Here is an 18192-nt window from a genome sequence, read left to right on the forward strand (position 1 = left end):
CCGATGCATCAATCGATGCTGCGCAGGGCAGTTGCGATGGTCGCGAAAACCAGGTCGATCTCGCCTTCCGAGACGATGAGCGGCGGCGACAGCACGATCGTGTCGCCCGACCCGCGCACCAGCACACCTGCCTCATAGCAGGCCTTGGCGCAGGCCGCTCCGCGCGCGCCGGGCTGCCCTGGCCGCGGTGTCAGCTCCACGGCGCCGAGCAGGCCGATGCTGCGGATGTCGGCAACATGCGGGGAGCCTTTGAGCGCCAGCGCACGCTCCTGCCAATGCGTGCTTGCCGCCTTTGCGCGCGCCACGATGCCCTGTTCGGCAAAGACATCGAGCGTGGCGAGCCCAGCGGCACAAGCGAGCGGGTGAGCCGAATAGGTATAGCCGTGGAACAGCTCGATCACCTCGGGCGGGCCGGCCATGAAGGCATCATAGACCGTATTCGAGACGATGACGCCGCCCATCGGCACCGCCCCATTGGTCATGCCCTTGGCGCAGGTGATGAGATCGGGCGTCACGCCGAATGCCTGCGCCGCGAATGGGGTGCCGAGGCGTCCAAAGCCCGTGATGACCTCGTCGAAGATCAGGAGCACGCCATGCTTGTCGCAGATCGCGCGCAGGCGCTCGAGATAACCCTTCGGCGGCGCGTAGACGCCGCCCGAGCCGGTCACCGGCTCGACGATGACGGCCGCGACGCTGGCGGGGTCGTTCATCTCGAGCACGCGCTCGAGTTCCTCGGCATAGGCCGCGCCGGTGTCCGGCTGGCCGCGCGAGAACGCCATGCCGGCATCATAGGGTAGGGCGAGATGGGCGACTTCCGGCAGCAGCGGGCCAAAGCCGCGCTTGTGCCGGCCGAGGCCTGCCACGGAAAGCCCGCCAAAACCCATGCCGTGATAGCCCTTGGCCCGGCCGATCAGCTTGGTGCGGCGCGCGTCGCCGCGCGCATGGTGATAGGCGCGTGCGATCTTGAGCGCGGTATCGACCGCCTCGGAGCCGGAATTGACGAAGAAGACGTGATCGAGCCCCTCGGGCGCGAAATCGCACAGCCGTGCCGCATAGGTCTGCGCGGCAGGATGGCTCATCTTGAACGAAGAGACGAAATCGAGGCGCCCAGCCGCCTCACGGATCGCCTCGACGATGCGCTGCTGGCCGTGGCCGGCATTGACGCACCAGAGGCCTGCCATCGCGTCGAGGACCTGGCGCCCTTCGGGAGTGAAGTAGTGCATGCCCTCGGCGCGCTCGAACAGCATCGGCTCCTGCTTGAAGCCGCGCATCGGCGTGAACGGCATCCAGAAGGCGTCCGGAGCGTTGCTGCGGTCGGTTTCGCTGCGAAGGGCGGTGGCTGGCATGAAGCGATCCTCGGGCGGGGCGATCCCATCACGGGCGCGCCATTGGCGAGAGGCGATACTGTCTTTATTCCGTACGAAAGACAATATCACTTCACATGCCTTGCTAGCCGGGCGTGGGCGGCGGTTGCCGGACTCTCCGCTTGAGTTCGCTGGCGCGCTGCAAATGCCGGCGCATCAGGACCGAGGCGATTTCCCGGTCTCCGGCTTGCAGGCGTTCGAGGATCTCGATGTGCTCGGTGCAGCTGACCTGGACCCGTTCGGTGCCGGAGCCCCAATCATAGTTGGAGAGCCGTCGCATCTGGTTTTCCCGGCGGATGGCGGAGTGGATGAAGCGATTGCCCGATGCGGCCGCGAGACCTTCGTGAAAGGCCGCGTTCATCTCGTAGAAGGCGACGCTGGAGGACTCGCGCCAGGGCTGGGTCAGGGTGTGGCGGTGCCGCCTCAGCATCTCCGCCGCCCAGTGCTCGTCGAGGCGAAAGCCAGGTTCGAGAAAACCCATGGGTTCGAGCAGCATGCGGAAGCGATAGCGCTCCATTCGCAGCGACGAATCCGAGGATTCATGCAGGAAGCGCCAGCCATAGCCCGGCTTGCGCTCCACCATCTCCAGCTCGGCCAGGCGTTTCAGGGTGCGCTGGATTTCCGGTCGCGCCATCTCGTATCGGCGCATCAGCTCCAGCTCGGAAACGTCATCGCCAAGCGCGCCGCTCTCGCGGTCGCGTGCGATCCTGACCAGAGCGAGGTCGGTCTCGTCGGGCGAGCCGCCACTGTCTGCCGGAAGCGGAAGCGCGCTGACCAGCTCGACGCCCTTGTTGGGGTGACGAAGCACGATTCCCTGGCCTTCGAGGTGGCTGAGCGCCGCCCGCACCGGGGTCCGCGAGACATTCAGGCGCTTGGCCAGATTGTTCTCGTTGAGCCATGCGCCCGCCGCGAGGCCATCCTCGCGCGCCAGTTGGATGATGCGCTCGGCCAGATCCTGCTGGAGCCGCGTCGGTTCGGCCATGAATTTCCTCTTGATTGTCTTACTGCGTGATGAAATACATTAACTGTTAGCCGGGCGCCAGAGCCGGCGCGGAGATTTGGTCCATGGTTGAGCCCTTTCCATTCATCGATGTTTCGGGATCGCCCTATGAGCGCGGCCGGCAGCATGGCGCAGCGGTCCCCACGCGCGTCAAGCGCAGCATCGAGCTCTATGGCGGCCAGCTCACCGATCTCGGCTACGATGCCGTTGCCAAGTCGCGATTGATCGCCGAATTCGCCCGCGAGATCGAGGCTTTCGGCGCCCACTATGTCGAGGAGATGCGCGGCATAGCCGACGGTGCCGGCGTCACGCTCGAAGATATCGTGATGGTCAATGCCCGCACCGAAGTCATGGCCAAGGCACGGCTCGAGAAGGCCAAGCCGGTCGAGGCCGGCGAGGAGCTCGACGATGGTTGCACGGGCGCGGTCATTCTGCCCGAGCGCAGCGTGACGGGCGAACTCATCCACGGCCAGAACTGGGACTGGAAGGCGGAATGCGCCGAGACCGCCATCGTGCTGCGCGTGCGCCGCGATGACGGCCCGGACTTCCTGACCTTTGTCGAGGCGGGCGGTCTTGCTCGCTGTGGCATGAACGCCGCCGGCGTTTCGATCACCGCCAACTATCTGGAATCCGAGCGCGACTTCACCCAGGCTGGCGTGCCGCTGGCGCTGATCCGGCGCAAGGTGCTGGAGCAGGAGCATTTCGCCATGGCGATGAAGGCCGTGGCGACGACGCCGAAGGCCTGCTCGAACAACATGATGCTCTCGACGGTCGCAGGCTTCGCCATCGACTTCGAATGCGCCCCTGATGAGGCCTTCCCGATCTACCCGGCCGATGGCCTGATCGTTCATGCCAACCATTGGGTCGGCTCGATCGCGCTCACCAAGATCAAGGACACCGGCATTCCGCGGGTGCCGGAGAGTTTCTATCGCGACTGGCGCGTCCGCAAGCTGCTCGACGATGCCGGCCGCAAGCTCAGCGTCGCCGATCTCAAGAATGCGTTCTTCGACGACTTCCTGTCGCCCTATGCCGTCTGCCGCCCGCCGCGTCCCAACGAGACCGGCAATCTCTCGGCCACGGTGTCGATGGTGATCATGCAGCCGGCGAAGGGCATCATGGAAGTGGCCCCGCTGCCGGCCCTGAACCGGCAGTTCACGCGCTACAGCCTGACTGACGATCCGGTGACGCTGGCCGAAGCCGCCGAGTGAGTTCTTTGCATGCGTCGGAGCCGTAGAGGGCGGCCCGACGCCATTCGCTAACAAAAAATCAGGAGGGGATCGAACATGGCTTTCAAACCGATTGCGGCAGCAGCGCTTGCCAGTGCGGCAATGACCTCGCTGCTGGCAGGTCTCGGCCCGTCGCTCGCGGCGCCAACGAGCATTCGCGCGCATCTCAATGCCGATATCCGCAGCATCAATCCGGGCGTGAACCGGGACGACAATACCGACGCCGTCGTGCTGCATATGGTCGAGGGCCTCGTCGCCTATGGCGATGATGCCGAGGTCAAGCCGCTCCTTGCCGAGAAGGTCGCGCTGTCCGAGGACGGGCTGAGCTACACCTTCACACTGCGCAAGGGGGTGAAGTTCCACAATGGCGCGCCGCTGACGGCTGCCGACGTCGTCTGGAGCTGGAACCGCTACATGGACCCGAAGACCGAATGGCGCTGCCTTTCGGAATTCGACGGGCGAGGGCGGGTCAAGGTCGAATCCGTAACGGCGCCGGATGCTTCGACGGTGGTGTTCAAGCTCGACAAGCCGAGCTCTCTCTTCCTTGCCAGCATCGCCCGCACCGATTGCGCCATGACCGGGATCATGCACAAGGATTCGGTGAAGGCGGATGGCAGTTTCGACAAGCCGATCGGCACGGGGCCATTCAGCTTCGGCGAATGGCGCCGCGGCGAATATATCCGGCTCGTGCGCAATGCCGACTACGCCAGCCTTCCCGGCAAGATCGATGGCTATACCGGCAGCAAGCGTCCGCTGGTGGATGAAGTCCGCTTCCTGATCGTGCCTGACAGCTCCACCGCCAAGGCCGCATTGCTGCGTGGCGACATCGACGTCATCCCCGACGTCGCCAACGCTGAAGTCGGCGAGCTGCGCAAGAACCCCAAGGTCGAGGTCTCGCTCGTCTCGAACATGGGATTGGTCGGCCTCCTGCTGCAGACCCGCGATCCGTTGCTGCAGAACCAGAAGCTGCGCCAGGCGATTGCCGCGGCGCTCGACGTCAACGAGATCGTCTCCGCCGTCACGGACGGCCTGGGCAAGCCGAACAATTCGATCGTCCCTGCGATGTCGTCCTATTACGGGCCGGTGCAGAAGCAGGGCTACAAGCACGATGTCGCGGCTGCCAAGAAGCTGCTTCAGGAAGCCGGCTACAAGGGCGAGCCGATCGTGATGCTCGCCAACAAGCGCTATCCGCAGAGCTTCGATTCCGCGGTGATCGCGCAGCAGATGCTGCAGGGCGCCGGCATCAATGTCTCGATCGAAGTGCTGGAATGGGCGACGCAGCTCGACCGCTACAGCAAGGGCAACTACCAGATGCAGGCTTTCCCCTATTCGGCCCGCCTCGACCCCGCACTGAGCTTCGAGTCGATCGCCGGTCCGAAAGCGACCCAGCCGCGCAAGGTCTGGGACGATCCGGACTCGCTCGCGCTGCTCGACAAGTCGATGGTGGTTTCGGACAAGGCCGAGCGCCAGAAGCTGTTCGACGAACTGCACACGCGCTTCATCGCCCAGGTGCCAATGGTCATGCTCTATAATGGGCTCGATGCCGGCGTCTATGCGAAGCGCGTGAAGGGCTACCAGTCCTCGATCCTGTCCAAGCCCAGGCTCTGGGAAGTCAGCGTCACCGACTAAAGGTCCCCCGGCTCTCTCTCGGGTGCATCCTTGAGAATATGAGCTGCAATCAACTGCGAGAGGCGCGCAATGTCGCGCTTCTCGATGGCTTCGATCATGGCGTGATGGTCACGGTCGCTGCGCAGCAGCGAGTCGTGGGAGGCCCATACCGTGACGTTCGACCCGCGCCCGCGATCACGCAGGTTCCAGATCAGCTCCTCCAGCACGGGGTTGCCGCTGAGATGATACATCACTTCGTGAAATTCCGCGTTGACCCGGCTCTGGTCGGCGCGCGTGCCCTCGCGCACCGCCACGCCGAACTCCTCGGCGAGGCCACGAAGCGTCGAGAGGGTTGCCGGCGTCATCCGGCCAACGATCGCGGTCGCGACGGAGGTCTCGATCACGATCCTGACGGACCGGATATGGCGCAGGGTCTCTCGATCGATCTCGGCCACGCGGTAGCCCCGGTTGGGGACATGTTCGATCGCCTTGCGCACGACGAGTTCGTCGAGCGCGGTGCGAACATCAAAGCGCGTCGCGGCGAATTTCTGCTCGATGTCGATCTGGCGGAGCCATTCGCCGGACCGGAAGTGGCCGAGCTTGATCGCCTCGGCGATCTCTCCAGCCAGGGCGTGTTTCGATTTCGGCTTACGCTTCACGGTCGTCATCGTCATCCCCTAGCTCATCTCGCCGCGATTTCGCTACCGGGCGAAGCGACCGATCCAAGCTTGCCAGCCTGAATGCAACGTGCAACATAATTGGCGCCAATTTAAAAGCCAATAAAGGATATCCGATGGCTGCGATGACTGCGACGCGTGAAGCGCCCGAAGCCGGGAAGGCCGACAAGGCTGCCGCGCTCTACGACATGGACCGGACCACGGTCTTCGCCAGCCGACACGATCCCCGCTTTGCCTATTGCCTCTACGTGCCGCCGTCAGTGGGGCAGGGCGGCGAGCCGCCGGCGCTGGTCGTCGCCATGCATGGCACCGGCCGCAGTTTCATCACCTATCGCGATGCCTTCACCGAGTTCGCGCGCTGGAACAACTGCATCGTGCTCGCGCCGCTCTTCCCGGTCGGGGTGCGGGGCGACGGCTATCGTGACGGCTTCAAGTACATGCGCGAAGCCGACATCCGCTACGATCACGAACTGCTTGCCATCGTCGATGAGGTCGGCGAGCGCTACAATCTCGACTTCAAGCGCTTTGCCCTGTTCGGGTATTCCGGCGGCGGGCACTTCGCACATCGCTTCATGCTTCTGCATCCCGACCGCCTCTGGGCTGCCTGCATCGGAGCACCGGGTTCGGTCACGCTGCTCGATCCGACGCGCGACTGGTGGGTCGGCACGCGGAATTTCGCGGCGCTGTTCGGGCAGGAGATCGACTTGGCCGCCCTCGCCAAAGTGCCGGTCCAGATGATCGTCGGGGCTGCCGATCTGGAAACCTGGGAAATCACCCACAAGGAAGGCGGCCGCAACTGGATGCCGGATGCCAACCATGCCGGCAAGACCCGCCCTGAGCGGCTCGCCAGCCTGCAGCGCTCCTTCGAAGCCGAAGGCGTGAAGGTGCGCTTCGATCTGGTGCCGAACATGCCGCATGACGGCGTCAAGGCTGTGCCGCGCGTCGAGGAATTCCTGGCGGAAACGCTGACCCGCCTGCGTGCAGATGCTGCGCCTCTCACCGTGCTGAAGGGGAAATGAAGTGAACCTGACGTCGTCCCTGGCTATTGCTTTGACCCTTGTTGCTGCGCCGGTTCTGGCCCAGCAATCGACGATCAATGTCGCGCTCAATGCGGACATCCGTTCGACCAACCCGGGCGTCAACCGGGACGACAATACCGATGCCGTCGTGCTGCACATGGTCGAGGGCCTGGTCGGCTACCGCGAGAACGGCGCGGTCGCGCCGTTGCTGGCGGAGTCGATCGCGGTCTCGCCCGACGGGCTCACTTACACCTTCACGCTGCGCAAGGGCGTGAAGTTCCACAATGGCGCGGTCATGACCTCGGCCGACGTGCTGTGGAACTGGAACCGCTACATGGACGCGAAGACCGACTGGCGCTGCCGGGCGGAATTCGACGGCCGGACCGGCATGAAGGTCACCAGTGTCGACGCACCTGATCCGTCGACCTTCGTCATGAAGCTGGAAAAGCCCAGTGCGATGTTCCTCGACACCATGGCGCGCACCGATTGCGCCATGGTCGCGATCATCCACAAGGACTCGGTGAAGGCCGACGGCAGCTGGGACCGGCCGATCGGCACCGGCCCCTTCACGCTCGGCGAATGGCGCCGCGGCGAATTCGTCTCGCTGAAGCGCTTCGACGGTTACGTCTCGCCCCCGGGCGAGCAGCGCGACGGCTATGTCGGCCGCAAGCGTGCCCTGGTGCCGGAGGTGAAATTCCTCTCCATCGCCGATGGCGCCACGATCAAGGCCGGCTTGATGTCGGGCGCATTGCATGTGGCAGACGTCCCTGATTCCGACGTGCCGGAAATGAAGAAGATCCCCAATCTCGAGGTGATGAGCGCCCCGAGCGCGACGAAGCACGCCTTCCTGTTCCAGACGCGCGACGCCCTGCTCGGCGATGTCCGGATGCGCCAGGCGATCGCGGCCGCGCTCGATCTCGACCAGATCGTCGCGCACACCTCGAACGAGCTCGGCAAGACCAACAACTCGGCGATCTATGTCACGTCGCCCTATTACAGCGAGGTGCAGCGCCAGCGTTACACCCAGGACCTCGCCAAGGTGAAGAAGCTGCTCGCCGAGGCCGGCTACAAGGGCCAGCCGATCAAGCTGATCGCCAATAAGCGCTCGACGGTGCCGAGCTTCCCGGCCGCGGTCGTGGCCCAGGCCATGCTGCAGGCCGCCGGCATCAACAGCGAGATCGAGGTGCTGGAATGGGCGACCCAGCTCGACCGCTATTCCAAGGGCAACTTCCAGATGATGTCCTTCAGCTATTCCGCCCGCATCGATCCTGCCCAGAGCTACAACCAGTTCAGCGGACCCAAGGACGCATTCCCGTCCAAGGCCTGGGACAGCCGGCGTGCCGACGAGCTGATCGAGAAGGCGACTCTCGTCGGCGATCCGGCCGAGCGCCAGAAGCTGTTCGACGAGCTCCACAAGCTGATGCTCGCCGAAGCTCCGCTGATCTTCCTCTACAATCAGGTCGACACGGCCGGTGTCTCCAGGAAGCTGCGCGGCTTTGCCCCCTGGGTCGCTGGGAAGCCGCGGCTCTGGGAGGTCAGCTTCGCCAATTGAGGCGTTGCTCCTGGCCCGCGCCGGACCCGGGCCAGCTCATCTCAAAACCAAGAAGAACGACGACAACAGGAACATCGACATGAACCGCATCTATGCCTCGGCCTTCGCACTGGCGACCTCAGCGCTCGTCGCTGGTCCGGCCGCCGCCCAGTCCGTCACGGTCGCGGTCGCTGCCGATATCCGCAGCTCCAATCCCGGCGTGAACCGCGACGACAACACGGATGATTTCGTCCTGCAGCTCGTCGAGGGCCTGGTCGGTTATGCCGAGGATGGCACGGTCGGGCCGCTTCTCGCCGAGAAGGTCGAGATGTCGGCCGACGGCAAGGCCTACACTTTCACGCTGCGCAAGGGCGTGAAGTTCCACAATGGCGCGGAGCTGACCTCGGCCGACGTCGTCTGGAGCTGGAACCGCTACATGGATCCGAAGACGGAGTGGCGTTGCCTGTCCGAATTCGACGGTCGCAATGGCCTGAAGGTCGAGGCGATCGAGGCTCCCGACGCCAACACCGTCGTGATGCGCATCAACTCGCCCAGCGCGCTCTTCCTCGACGCGCTGGCACGCACCGACTGCGCCATGGCCGCCGTCATCCACAAGGACTCGCTGAAGGCGGACGGTTCCTGGGACAAGCCGGTCGGCACCGGGCCGTTCAAGATCGGCGATTGGAAGCGCGGCGAGTATTTCACCATGACCGCCTTCGACGGCTATGTGTCGCCGAAGAGCGACAAGCGCGACGGCTATATCGGCCTGAAGAAGCCGCTCATCAAGGACGTGAAGTTCCTTGTCGTGCGCGATCCCGCGACGGTGAAGGCCGGCCTGATCTCAGGCGCCATCGACATGGCCGAAATCCTGCCGAGCGATGTCGAGGAACTGCGCAAGAATCCCAAGCTCGACGTGAAGGTCGCCCCGAACGCCGTGCGCCACACCTTCCTGTTCCAGACGAACGACGCGCTGATCAAGAACGTCAAGCTGCGCCAGGCCATCGCCGCCTCGCTCGACATGACCGAGCTGGTCGCAGCCGCCTCCAGCAATCTCGGCACGCCGAACAATTCGGCGATCTATCCGAGCTCGGCCTATTTCGGACCGGTCGAGAAGCAGGGCTTCAGCTATGACCCGGCCAAGGTGAAGAAGCTGCTCCAGGAGGCCGGCTACAAGGGCGAGAAGATCTCGATCATCGCCAACAAGCGCCCGACCGTGCCGAGTTTCCCGGCCGCCGTCGTGGCTCAGGCGATGATGCAGGCCGCCGGCATCAATGCCGAGATCGAGGTCCTGGACTGGGCAACCCAGCTCGATCGCTACAACAAGGGCAATTACCAGATGCAGTCCTTCTCCTATTCGGCACGCTTCGACCCCGCACTCGGGTTCGAGCAGTTCGCCGGGCCGAAGGACAAGCAGCCGCGCAAGGTCTGGGACAATGCCGAGGCGCAGGCACTGATCGACAAGTCGATGGTCGTTTCGGACAAGGCCGAGCGCCAGAAGCTCTTCGACGACCTGCACAAGCGCATGATCGAAGAGGTGCCGCTGATCATCTACTTCAACGGCCTCGACGTGATCGCGCATTCCAAGCGCGTGCGCGATTTCCAGCCGTGGCAGTCGAAGATGCGGATGTGGGGCGTCAACCTCGCCAATTGAGGCGCAGGTCTGACGGGGAGGGGAAGCACCAATGCTGCGTTTCGCGCTCACGCGCATCCTGATGGCGTTGCCGACACTGTTCATCGTGGCAGTCTCGGTTTTCGTCCTGATCCGGTTGATCCCGGGTGATCCGGCCCAGCTCATGCTGGGCGACCTCGCCGATCCGGCGAGCCTGGCCGATCTCCGGGCACGCCTGGGCCTCGATCGCAGCCTGCCGATGCAGTTCGCGATCTGGTTCGGCAATCTGCTGCAAGGCGATCTCGGCCAGTCGATCAATTCGCAACAGGCGGTCCTGCCGCTCATCGCCCAGCGCTTCTTCATCAGCGCGCAGGTGGTGCTGGTTGCGGTGCTGTTCGCCTGCCTGGTCGCCGTACCGGCCGGCGTGATTGCCGCCTGGCGCCAGAACAGCTCGCTCGATCTCACCCTGGTGGGGCTGGCGACGCTGCTGCTCTCGATCCCGACCTTCTGGCTCGGCCTGCTCCTGCTGCTGTTCTTCGGGCTGAAGCTCGAATGGCTTCCGGTCGTCGGCTATGTCTCGATCGGCGAGGACACGACACGCGGCATCCTCTACCTCGTCATGCCGATCCTGACGCTGTTCCTGCACGAGATCGGCGTGATCCTGCGCATGGCGCGCGCCTCGACGCTGGAGGTGCTGCGGCTCGACTACATCACCCATGCCCGCGCCAAGGGCCTCTCGGAAGGCGCCGTGCTCTGGCGCCACGCCTTCAAGAACGCCTTCGGGCCGACCTGGACGCTGATCGGGCTCGTGCTCGGCAACCTGCTCGGCGGCATCGCCGTGGTCGAGACCGTCTTCACCATTCCCGGCCTTGGCCGTCTGCTGGTCGATTCGATCTTCGCGCGCGATTACCCGGTGATCCAGGGCTGCCTGCTCTTCGTCGCCTTCACCTATGTCCTCGTCAATCTGGTGATCGACCTGTGCTATCCCATCTTCGACCCGCGGGTGACAGCCGAATGAAGCTCCCCGCACCCAACGCCCTGCTGGGCGGTCTGCTCATCGGTGTCCTGCTCGTCGTCGCCCTGACCGGCGCGGTCTGGACCCCCTACGATCCCCTGCAGCTCTCGTTCCGCGCCAAGCTCGCGGCGCCGAGCGCCATGCACTGGCTCGGCACCGATGAGTTCGGCCGCGACGTGCTCTCCCGCCTGATGGCGGGCGCTGCGACCAGCGTCTGGATCAGCCTGCTGACCGTCACGCTCGCCGTGACGCTGGGCACCGTGATCGGCGTCTTCAGTGGCTATCTCCGCGGCTGGTTCGACCGCATCGTCATGGCCTTCAACGATGCGCTGCTCGCCTTTCCCGGAATCCTGCTGGCGCTCGGCCTGCTCGCGGTGGTGGGTGCCAACAAATACGGCATCATCGTCGCGCTCGGCATCGCCTATGCGCCCTCGGTCGCCCGCATCGTGCGCGGCACGGTGCTTTCGCTGCGCGAGCGCGAATACATCGCCGCCTCCCGCGTGATGGGCAATTCCGAGGGCTTCACCATGGCCCGCCACATCCTGCCGAACTGCATCGCGCCGCTGACCGTGCTGGCGACCTCGATGTTCGGCTATGTGCTGCTGGCGGAGAGCGCGCTCTCCTTCCTCGGCCTCGGCGTGCCGCCACCGGCCCCGACCTGGGGCAACATGCTCGCCGGTTCGCGGCCCTATATCGGCCAGGCCGTCTGGCTCGGCATCTTCCCCGGCCTGTGCATTTCGCTGACGCTGCTCGGGATCAATCTTCTCGGCGATGCGGTGCGCGACAAGCTCGACCCGCGCATGAGGGGAATGTGATGGCCTCGTCCGAAACACTTCTGCGCGTCGACGACCTCACGCTCGAGATCGGCAGCACCGGCAAGCGCGTCGTCAACGGCGTCAGCTTTTCCGTCTCGCCAGGCGAGATCGTCGGCATCGTCGGCGAGTCCGGCTCCGGCAAGACCCTGGCTGCGCGCGCCCTGATGGGCTTCATCCCGCCCGCAGTCAGGCGCGTCGCCGGGTCGATCAAGTTCGAGGGCCAGGAGGTCACGACCATGGAACCGAAGCAGCTGCGCGCCATGCGCGGTTCGCGTGTCGGCATGGTCTTCCAGGAGCCGATGACCTCGCTGAACCCGTCGATGCTGATCGGCCGGCAGCTCGACGAGGGCCTGGCGCTGCATCGCAAGCTCAGCACCAGCGAGCGCAAGGAGCTGATCCTCGACATGCTCCGGCGTGTCGGCATCCGCGATCCCGAGGGCGCGTTGACCTCCTATCCGCATCAGTTCTCCGGCGGCATGCGCCAGCGCATCATGCTGGCCTCGGTGATGTTGCTGAAGCCGGCGCTGCTGATCGCCGACGAGCCGACGACGGCACTCGACGCTGTCGTGCAGCGCGACGTGCTGGAGCTGATGGTCGACCTGACCAAGGCCAACAACACCGCCGTGCTGATGATCAGCCACGACCTCGGCATGATCGCGCGCTATTCCGACCGCGCCATCGTGATGTGCCAGGGCGATGTCGTCGAGCAGGGCCGGACCGAGGAGCTGCTGGCGCGGCCGAAGCACCCCTATACGCGCAAGCTGCTGGCCGCGATGCCGCATCGCGGTCCGGCGCGCGCGCTGCCGGAAGCCGGAACGCCGATCGTCTCGGTGCGTGATCTCGTGATCGACTATGGCGGACGCCAGGGCTTCTTCCGCAAGGAGGCGCCGAAGCGCGCACTGCATGGCATCAGCCTGGATGTCGCGCCGGGCCAAGTCGTCGCCGTCGTCGGCGGCTCGGGCTCGGGCAAGACCACGCTCGGCCATGCGATCGCCGGCCTGATCAAGCCGACCAGCGGCGAGATCCGCTTCGAGGGCAAGCCGATCGACAAGAGCGAGACGGCCTATTGGGATTACCGGCTGAACTGCCAGATGGTCTTCCAGGATCCCTATTCCTCGCTCGATCCGCGCATGACCATCGGCGATCTCGTGGCCGAGCCGCTCCGGCTGGTGCCCGGCATGACGGCGGCCCTGAAGGCGGCGCGGCTGCAGGAGGTGCTGGCGGAGGTCGGCCTCGCCGACGGCTTCGCGTCACGCTATCCGCACGAGCTCTCGGGCGGCCAGCGCCAGCGCATCGCGATCGCACGCGCCGTGGTGCGCCGTCCGAAATTCGTGATCGCCGACGAGCCGGTCTCGGCCCTCGACGTGACGGTGCGGGCGCAGGTGCTGGAGCTCTTCGCCGAGCTGCAGCGCAAGCACGGCTTCTCCTGCCTGTTCATCAGCCATGATCTCGGCGTGGTCGAGCAGGTCGCCGACCGTGTCGTGGTGATGAACGAGGGCCGGATCGTCGAGGACGGGACCCGCGACGAGATCTTCGACCGGCCGCAGCATGCCTATACCCGCAAGCTGCTCTCTGCCGTGCCCGGCCTCGAAACCGCGCCGGACGGAGGCGTGCGCCTGTTCTGGCGGCTGGTCGACGAAACCGAAGCCGCGCTCGCCTGATCCCCAGCTTCCGGCGGCGGGCGCTACGCGCCCGCTCGCTCTCCTGCTATGAGGCAGGCCCCTGGCAGGGAGCGACGGATCAAGGCGATGCAGGTGAGGGTGATGTCCGGCAGGCGTAGCGGCGACGGGAGTATTCGCCGGTGAGCATGGTTCTCGCCTGCGATCTCGGCGGCACCAGTTTTCGCGCAGCTCTCGTCGACGAGGCGGGGCAGCTTCGGGCCCGCCATAGCATCGTCATGCGGGTGCCGATCGAGCAGGGCGGCGCCGCCGAGATCGATCCCGACCACTGGTGGAGCGCGCTCCGCGAGAGCGCAGCCGTGCTCCTGGCTTCCCATCCCACGCTCTTCGGGCAGATCGAGGCATTGGCGATCTCGGCGCTGACGCGCACGCAGGTCTTCGTCGATCGCGACGGCCAGGTGCTCCGTCCCGCCATGCTATGGCGCGATACGCGCGCCGACACGACGCTGCCCTCGCTTCTGGCCACGTGCCCGAAGGAGCATCCGGAGACAGCGGGCCTCAATGCCTTCCACCCGCTCGCGCGGCTTTGGTGGCTGAAACAGTCCGAGCCGGGCATCCTCGCGGCCACGGCGCATGTTCTCGATCCCAAGGACTATCTGAATCTGCGCCTGACCGGGGTCGTGGCGAGCGATACCGTTTCGCTCGCGCGGCTGGAGGCGGCCGCAGCGGCCGCGCCCGCCGGCGGTTCGCTGTTCGACGCTGCCGCCCTGCCGGTGACGCTTCTTCCGCCGCTGCGCCAGCCGGTTTCGATCATGGGCCATGTCCAGCCGGGGCTGGAAGGCGCACTTGGCCATCTTGCCGGCCGGCCCGTGATCGCCATGGCGAACGACACCTGGGCGAGCGTGGTCGGATTGGGCGCCATGCGTCCGGGTTTTGGCTACAACCTGTCCGGGACGACGGAGGTGCTGGGTCTCGTCAATGCACGGGCTGCCTGGGCCGAAGGGCTGATGACGGTAGACTGGGGCGCCGGCCTCACCCAGCTCGGCGGCCCCAGCCAGACAGGGGCCGACACGCTGATCTGGCTGCTCGAGCTGCTCGGTCGCTTCCAGGGCGAACCGGCGCAAGCCGGTCGCGAGCTTGGCCGCGTCCTTGCGGAACCGCGCGATGCCGCCCCGGTGATCTTCCTGCCCTATCTCCAGGGCGAACGCGTGCCGTACTGGGACCCGTCACTGCGCGGGGCTCTCGTCGGGCTCAATCGCCGCCACCGCGCGGTTGACCTCGCCTGGGCGGTGATGGAGGGCGTCGGTTTCCTCAATCGTGTCGTGCTGGAGCGTGCCGAGGCAGCGTCAGGCCGGCCGATCGCGGAACTTCGCTTCGGCGGAGGCGGCGCTGCCAATCGCCATTGGTGTCAGATCAAGGCGGATATCCTCGGCCGTCCGGTCGGCGTCGTCGAAGGCGAGGAGCATGGTCTGCTCGGTGCTGCCATCGTCGCCTGGACCGCTCTCGGACGCTTTCCGGATCTCGCCGCAGCGCAGGAAGCGCTTGTCAGACTGGCGCGGGTCTACCAGCCGAACCCGGCCTCACGCGAACCCTATGATCGGCTGTTTGGCCTCTTCCGACAGGCAGAGCAGGCTCTGGCTCCAATCGGGCGTCAGCTCGCCGGTTGGCGCGAGTGAGGGGCCGCACGTGCAGCATGGGCCTGACGTTGCGCAATTGGACGTGGAGAATTCGCTCTCAACCCGTTGCGCCGGCTCGCATTCGCGTTGGCCCCGCACTAGGGTTGAGTTGTTCCATTCGGTACGGCTTCGGCCGGTTCGGATGGAATGCCCGCTCGCCCGCTGTCATGACATGATGCCCCGACACTCGATCCCGTCTCCCCATCAGCCCTTTGCGACGCCCGGAGGCCGCATGGCGCTTCCGTTGCGGGGAACGCACTGAATGCGCACGCTTGTCGAACGGCATGGCACTGCATTGGCGGGGCTCGCCCTGATCGGGTTCTTCGTCGCGTTTGCGCCGAATTTCGCAAGCCCGGGCAATCTCCTGAACATCGCCAAGGACACGAGCTTCCTCGCCATCCTTGCACTCGGCTTTGCGCTCGCCCTGACCATCGCCGAGCTCGATCTGTCGATCGCCGAGGTCGCGAGCCTGGCTGCAGTCGCCGCTGGCTGGTTCATCCAGGCGGGCTATGACCCCGCGATCGCGGTCCTGGCCGCTCTTGCGGTGGGCGCCGGGCTGGGGGCCTTCAACGGTTTCGGCGTCACGGTGCTGAAGGTTCCTTCGCTGATCGTGACGCTCGGCACGGCCGCCATCGCCAAGGGGCTCGCCTTCATGATCACGCAGGGCGTCGCCTTCGTCGGGCGCTGGCCGGCCGGATTCACCGGCCTGGCACGCGGCACGACGCTCGGCCTGCCCAATCTGATCTGGTTCCTGCTTGCGGCGACCGGCATCTCCTATGTGCTGCTGAAATGGACCCGGACCGGCGCCCATATGGCGGCAACCGGCGAGGCTGATGAGGCGGCGCGGCTCGCAGGCATCGCGACCATGCGGATGAAGCGGCTTGGCCTGCTGCTGGCCGGCGTTTTCGCCTCGATCACCGCCGTGCTGCTCGCCGCGAGCCTCTCCTCCGCCGCTCCGAACATGGCCGGCGACTATTTTCTCTACGCCATTGCCGCCGTGCTGCTCGGCATGACGATGTTCGAGCCCGGCAAGCCCAATGTGGCCGGGACGGTCTTTGCCGCGCTTGTGCTCAAGGTTCTTGGCAACGGGCTCGTGCTGATGGGCGCAGCCTATTACGTGCAGGATATCGTGCTTGGCATCATCATCATCGGCTCGGTCGCATTCTCGGCCAGCGTGGTGCGGAAGGCAGCCGTCAAGGTTTGAACGCAACAACGCCGCGCAGCCATCCGCGCGGTCCGGAGGGGGTAGTCATGAAGTTCGTGAAGATGGTTGCAGCCAGCTGTCTGGCGCTGGCCTGGGGCGTCGGCAGCGCCTCCGCATTCGAGCTCGGCGTCATCGGCTTCCAGTTCACCTCGGAGACGCATGCGCGCGTTGCAAATGCGGCTGCGGCTGCGGCCAAGGCCAAGGGCTGGAACGTCACCCTGCTGAATTCCGAAGGCGCGCTGCCGAAGCACGCCGAGCAGTTCGAGGCGCTGATCGCCAAGAAGGTCGACGCCATCATCGTCGCCATGGGCAAGCCGGTCGAGGCGGAAGCCCAGTTCAAGGCCGCGAAGGACAAGGGCATCCCGGTCATCACAGTCCAGTCCGGCGCCGGGCCGTACTCGCTGTTCGACATCCAGACCAATGAATACAAGGTCGGTGCGGACGCAGCCCTCTATCTGCTCGGGCAGATGGGCTACACCGGCAACCTGATGTCGGTGCGTTTCGACGGCAATATCGCCTCACGCATTCGCGGCAAGGTGCTCGACGTCGTCCTGTCCGAGAACACCGCGGTCAAGGAAGTCGGAAAGCACGGCATGGCGCGCACCCAAAGCTGGCGCGACGATGTTCGCAGCGGCGTGCAGGCGCTGCTCCTGCGCAATCAGGGCAAGATCAACGGTATCTGGGCCTCCTTTGACGGTCAGGCCTACATCATCGACGATCTGCTCAAGGCCCAGGGCGTCAAGAAGGGCGAAATTCCGCTCGTTTCCGTCGATGGCGGCGCCGAAACCTATCGTCGCATTGCCGACCCGGACAGCACCTTCCTCGCGACCGTCACCGTTCCCTTCGAGGAAATGGGCGTGAAGGCTGTCGAGGCTGTCGAGGCCATCGCCGTGAAGAAGCAGCCGGTGAGCGCCATCACGACCGGCCCCTATCTCTTCATGGACGCGGTCGTCGTCGACAAGAACAACGTCAAGGACTTCCTGAAATAGGGCGCCCCTCGTCCGGGCCGGCCTTTGCAGCCGGCCCGTTTGCGCGCCCTCCGGAGAGCATGCGGATGACAGAAAAGGCGGCCTCGGAGCCCATCTTCGCGATGCGCTCGGTCGGCAAGAATTACGGCGCCGTCCAGGCACTGAGCGGCATCGATCTCGACGTCCATGCCGGCGAGGTCCTGGCGATCTGCGGCGACAACGGCGCCGGCAAATCGACGCTGATCAAGATCATGTCGGGCGCCGAGGCGCCGACCGCCGGCACCATTCGCCTGCGTGGCCGCGAGGTGCATTTCCGCTCGCCGCATGACGCGCTCGAGCAGGGCGTGGCGACGATCTACCAGGAGCTTGCCCTCGCGCCGCGCCTGTCGATCGCCGCAAATGTCTTCATGGGGGCCGAGCTGACGCGCCCGCTCGTGCTGCCTTTCCTGCGCGTGCTCGACAAGGCGCGGATGGCGGACGAGGCGAGAGGCTACCTGCGCCGGCTGTCGGTGCAGATCGAGGACATGACGCGCCCGGTCGAGCGGCTCTCCGGCGGACAGCGTCAGGCCGTGGCGATCTCGCGGGCGCTTCGCTGGAACGCCGAGGTCATCATCATGGATGAGCCGACGGCTGCGCTCGGCGTCAAAGAAACCGCGCAAGTGCTTGATCTTGTACGCCATCTCAAGGCGGAGGGGCGCACTGTCCTGCTGATCAGCCACAACATGCGCGACGTGGTCGCGCTGGCGAGCCGGGTCGTGATCCTGCGCAGCGGCCGCAAGCTGCATGACCTGCCGATCGGCGATCTCACCCCCGACGATCTCAGCCATCTGATCATGTCCGCCCCGGCGCTGGCGGCCTGAG

The 18192-nt window shown here is 65.5% G+C and carries 15 protein-coding genes; 12 read left to right on the plus strand and 3 right to left on the minus strand.

All coding sequences use genetic code 11. The annotated features are described in order from the left end of the window. Positions 1-8 precede the first annotated feature (8 nt). On the minus strand, positions 9-1346 hold the full coding sequence (gene aptA / locus AC1DGP_RS21560) for an omega-aminotransferase AptA (RefSeq protein ID WP_441507096.1): 1338 nt from the start codon (positions 1344-1346) through the stop codon (positions 9-11). A 103-nt stretch (positions 1347-1449) separates the two neighbouring features. Next, on the minus strand, positions 1450-2346 hold the full coding sequence (locus tag AC1DGP_RS21565; RefSeq protein ID WP_441507097.1) for a GntR family transcriptional regulator: 897 nt from the start codon (positions 2344-2346) through the stop codon (positions 1450-1452). Positions 2347-2429: 83 nt separating this feature from the next. Here AC1DGP_RS21565 and AC1DGP_RS21570 point away from each other — a divergent pair, with 83 nt between their 5' ends. Together AC1DGP_RS21570 and AC1DGP_RS21575 are read left to right on the plus strand one after the other, a co-directional pair. Further along, the gene (locus tag AC1DGP_RS21570) at positions 2430-3572 is read left to right on the plus strand and encodes a C45 family autoproteolytic acyltransferase/hydolase (RefSeq protein WP_441507098.1); all 1143 of its coding nucleotides are present in this window, start codon (positions 2430-2432) and stop codon (positions 3570-3572) included. 75 nt (positions 3573-3647) lie between these two features. Continuing rightward, complete coding sequence (locus tag AC1DGP_RS21575) at positions 3648-5219, plus strand: ABC transporter substrate-binding protein (protein ID WP_441507099.1); 1572 nt, start codon at positions 3648-3650, stop codon at positions 5217-5219. On the opposite strand, the gene AC1DGP_RS21580 is transcribed toward AC1DGP_RS21575, so the two are convergent. Continuing rightward, positions 5216-5872, minus strand: coding sequence for a GntR family transcriptional regulator (locus AC1DGP_RS21580; protein ID WP_441507100.1), 657 nt, complete (start codon positions 5870-5872; stop codon positions 5216-5218). The genes AC1DGP_RS21575 and AC1DGP_RS21580 overlap by 4 nt on opposite strands. A gap of 128 nt (positions 5873-6000) precedes the next feature. Between AC1DGP_RS21580 and AC1DGP_RS21585 the strand changes: the two genes are divergently transcribed. The 10 genes from AC1DGP_RS21585 (at position 6001) to AC1DGP_RS21630 (ending at position 18191) form a co-directional block, all read left to right on the plus strand. After that, positions 6001-6894, plus strand: coding sequence for an alpha/beta hydrolase family protein (locus AC1DGP_RS21585; RefSeq protein ID WP_441507126.1), 894 nt, complete (start codon positions 6001-6003; stop codon positions 6892-6894). Between the two features lies 1 nt (position 6895). Then, the gene (locus tag AC1DGP_RS21590) at positions 6896-8446 is read left to right on the plus strand and encodes an ABC transporter substrate-binding protein (protein WP_441490843.1); all 1551 of its coding nucleotides are present in this window, start codon (positions 6896-6898) and stop codon (positions 8444-8446) included. A gap of 79 nt (positions 8447-8525) precedes the next feature. Further along, positions 8526-10076 (plus strand): ABC transporter substrate-binding protein, encoded by a 1551-nt coding sequence (locus AC1DGP_RS21595; protein WP_441507101.1) that lies wholly within the window; start codon positions 8526-8528, stop codon positions 10074-10076. Positions 10077-10107: 31 nt separating this feature from the next. After that, entirely contained in the window at positions 10108-11052 is a 945-nt protein-coding gene (locus tag AC1DGP_RS21600) for an ABC transporter permease (protein ID WP_069880964.1), read from the plus strand. Next, positions 11049-11864, plus strand: coding sequence for an ABC transporter permease (locus AC1DGP_RS21605; RefSeq protein ID WP_069880963.1), 816 nt, complete (start codon positions 11049-11051; stop codon positions 11862-11864). The genes AC1DGP_RS21600 and AC1DGP_RS21605 overlap by 4 nt, the downstream gene beginning before the upstream one ends. Then, the gene (locus tag AC1DGP_RS21610) at positions 11864-13525 is read left to right on the plus strand and encodes an ABC transporter ATP-binding protein (protein ID WP_441507102.1); all 1662 of its coding nucleotides are present in this window, start codon (positions 11864-11866) and stop codon (positions 13523-13525) included. The genes AC1DGP_RS21605 and AC1DGP_RS21610 overlap by 1 nt, the downstream gene beginning before the upstream one ends. Before the next feature lie 146 nt (positions 13526-13671). Further along, complete coding sequence (locus AC1DGP_RS21615; protein WP_476832518.1) at positions 13672-15159, plus strand: xylulokinase; 1488 nt, start codon at positions 13672-13674, stop codon at positions 15157-15159. A 262-nt stretch (positions 15160-15421) separates the two neighbouring features. After that, positions 15422-16363 carry an ABC transporter permease gene (locus AC1DGP_RS21620; protein ID WP_441507103.1) on the plus strand — a complete coding sequence of 314 codons (942 nt, stop codon included), beginning with the start codon at positions 15422-15424 and terminating at the stop codon, positions 16361-16363. A gap of 47 nt (positions 16364-16410) precedes the next feature. After that, the gene (locus AC1DGP_RS21625) at positions 16411-17352 is read left to right on the plus strand and encodes a sugar ABC transporter substrate-binding protein (protein ID WP_113519288.1); all 942 of its coding nucleotides are present in this window, start codon (positions 16411-16413) and stop codon (positions 17350-17352) included. 65 nt (positions 17353-17417) lie between these two features. After that, on the plus strand, positions 17418-18191 hold the full coding sequence (locus AC1DGP_RS21630; RefSeq protein WP_441507104.1) for an ATP-binding cassette domain-containing protein: 774 nt from the start codon (positions 17418-17420) through the stop codon (positions 18189-18191). Position 18192: the final 1 nt, after the last annotated feature.

Source organism: Allobosea sp. 05T433 (assembly GCF_056396065.1).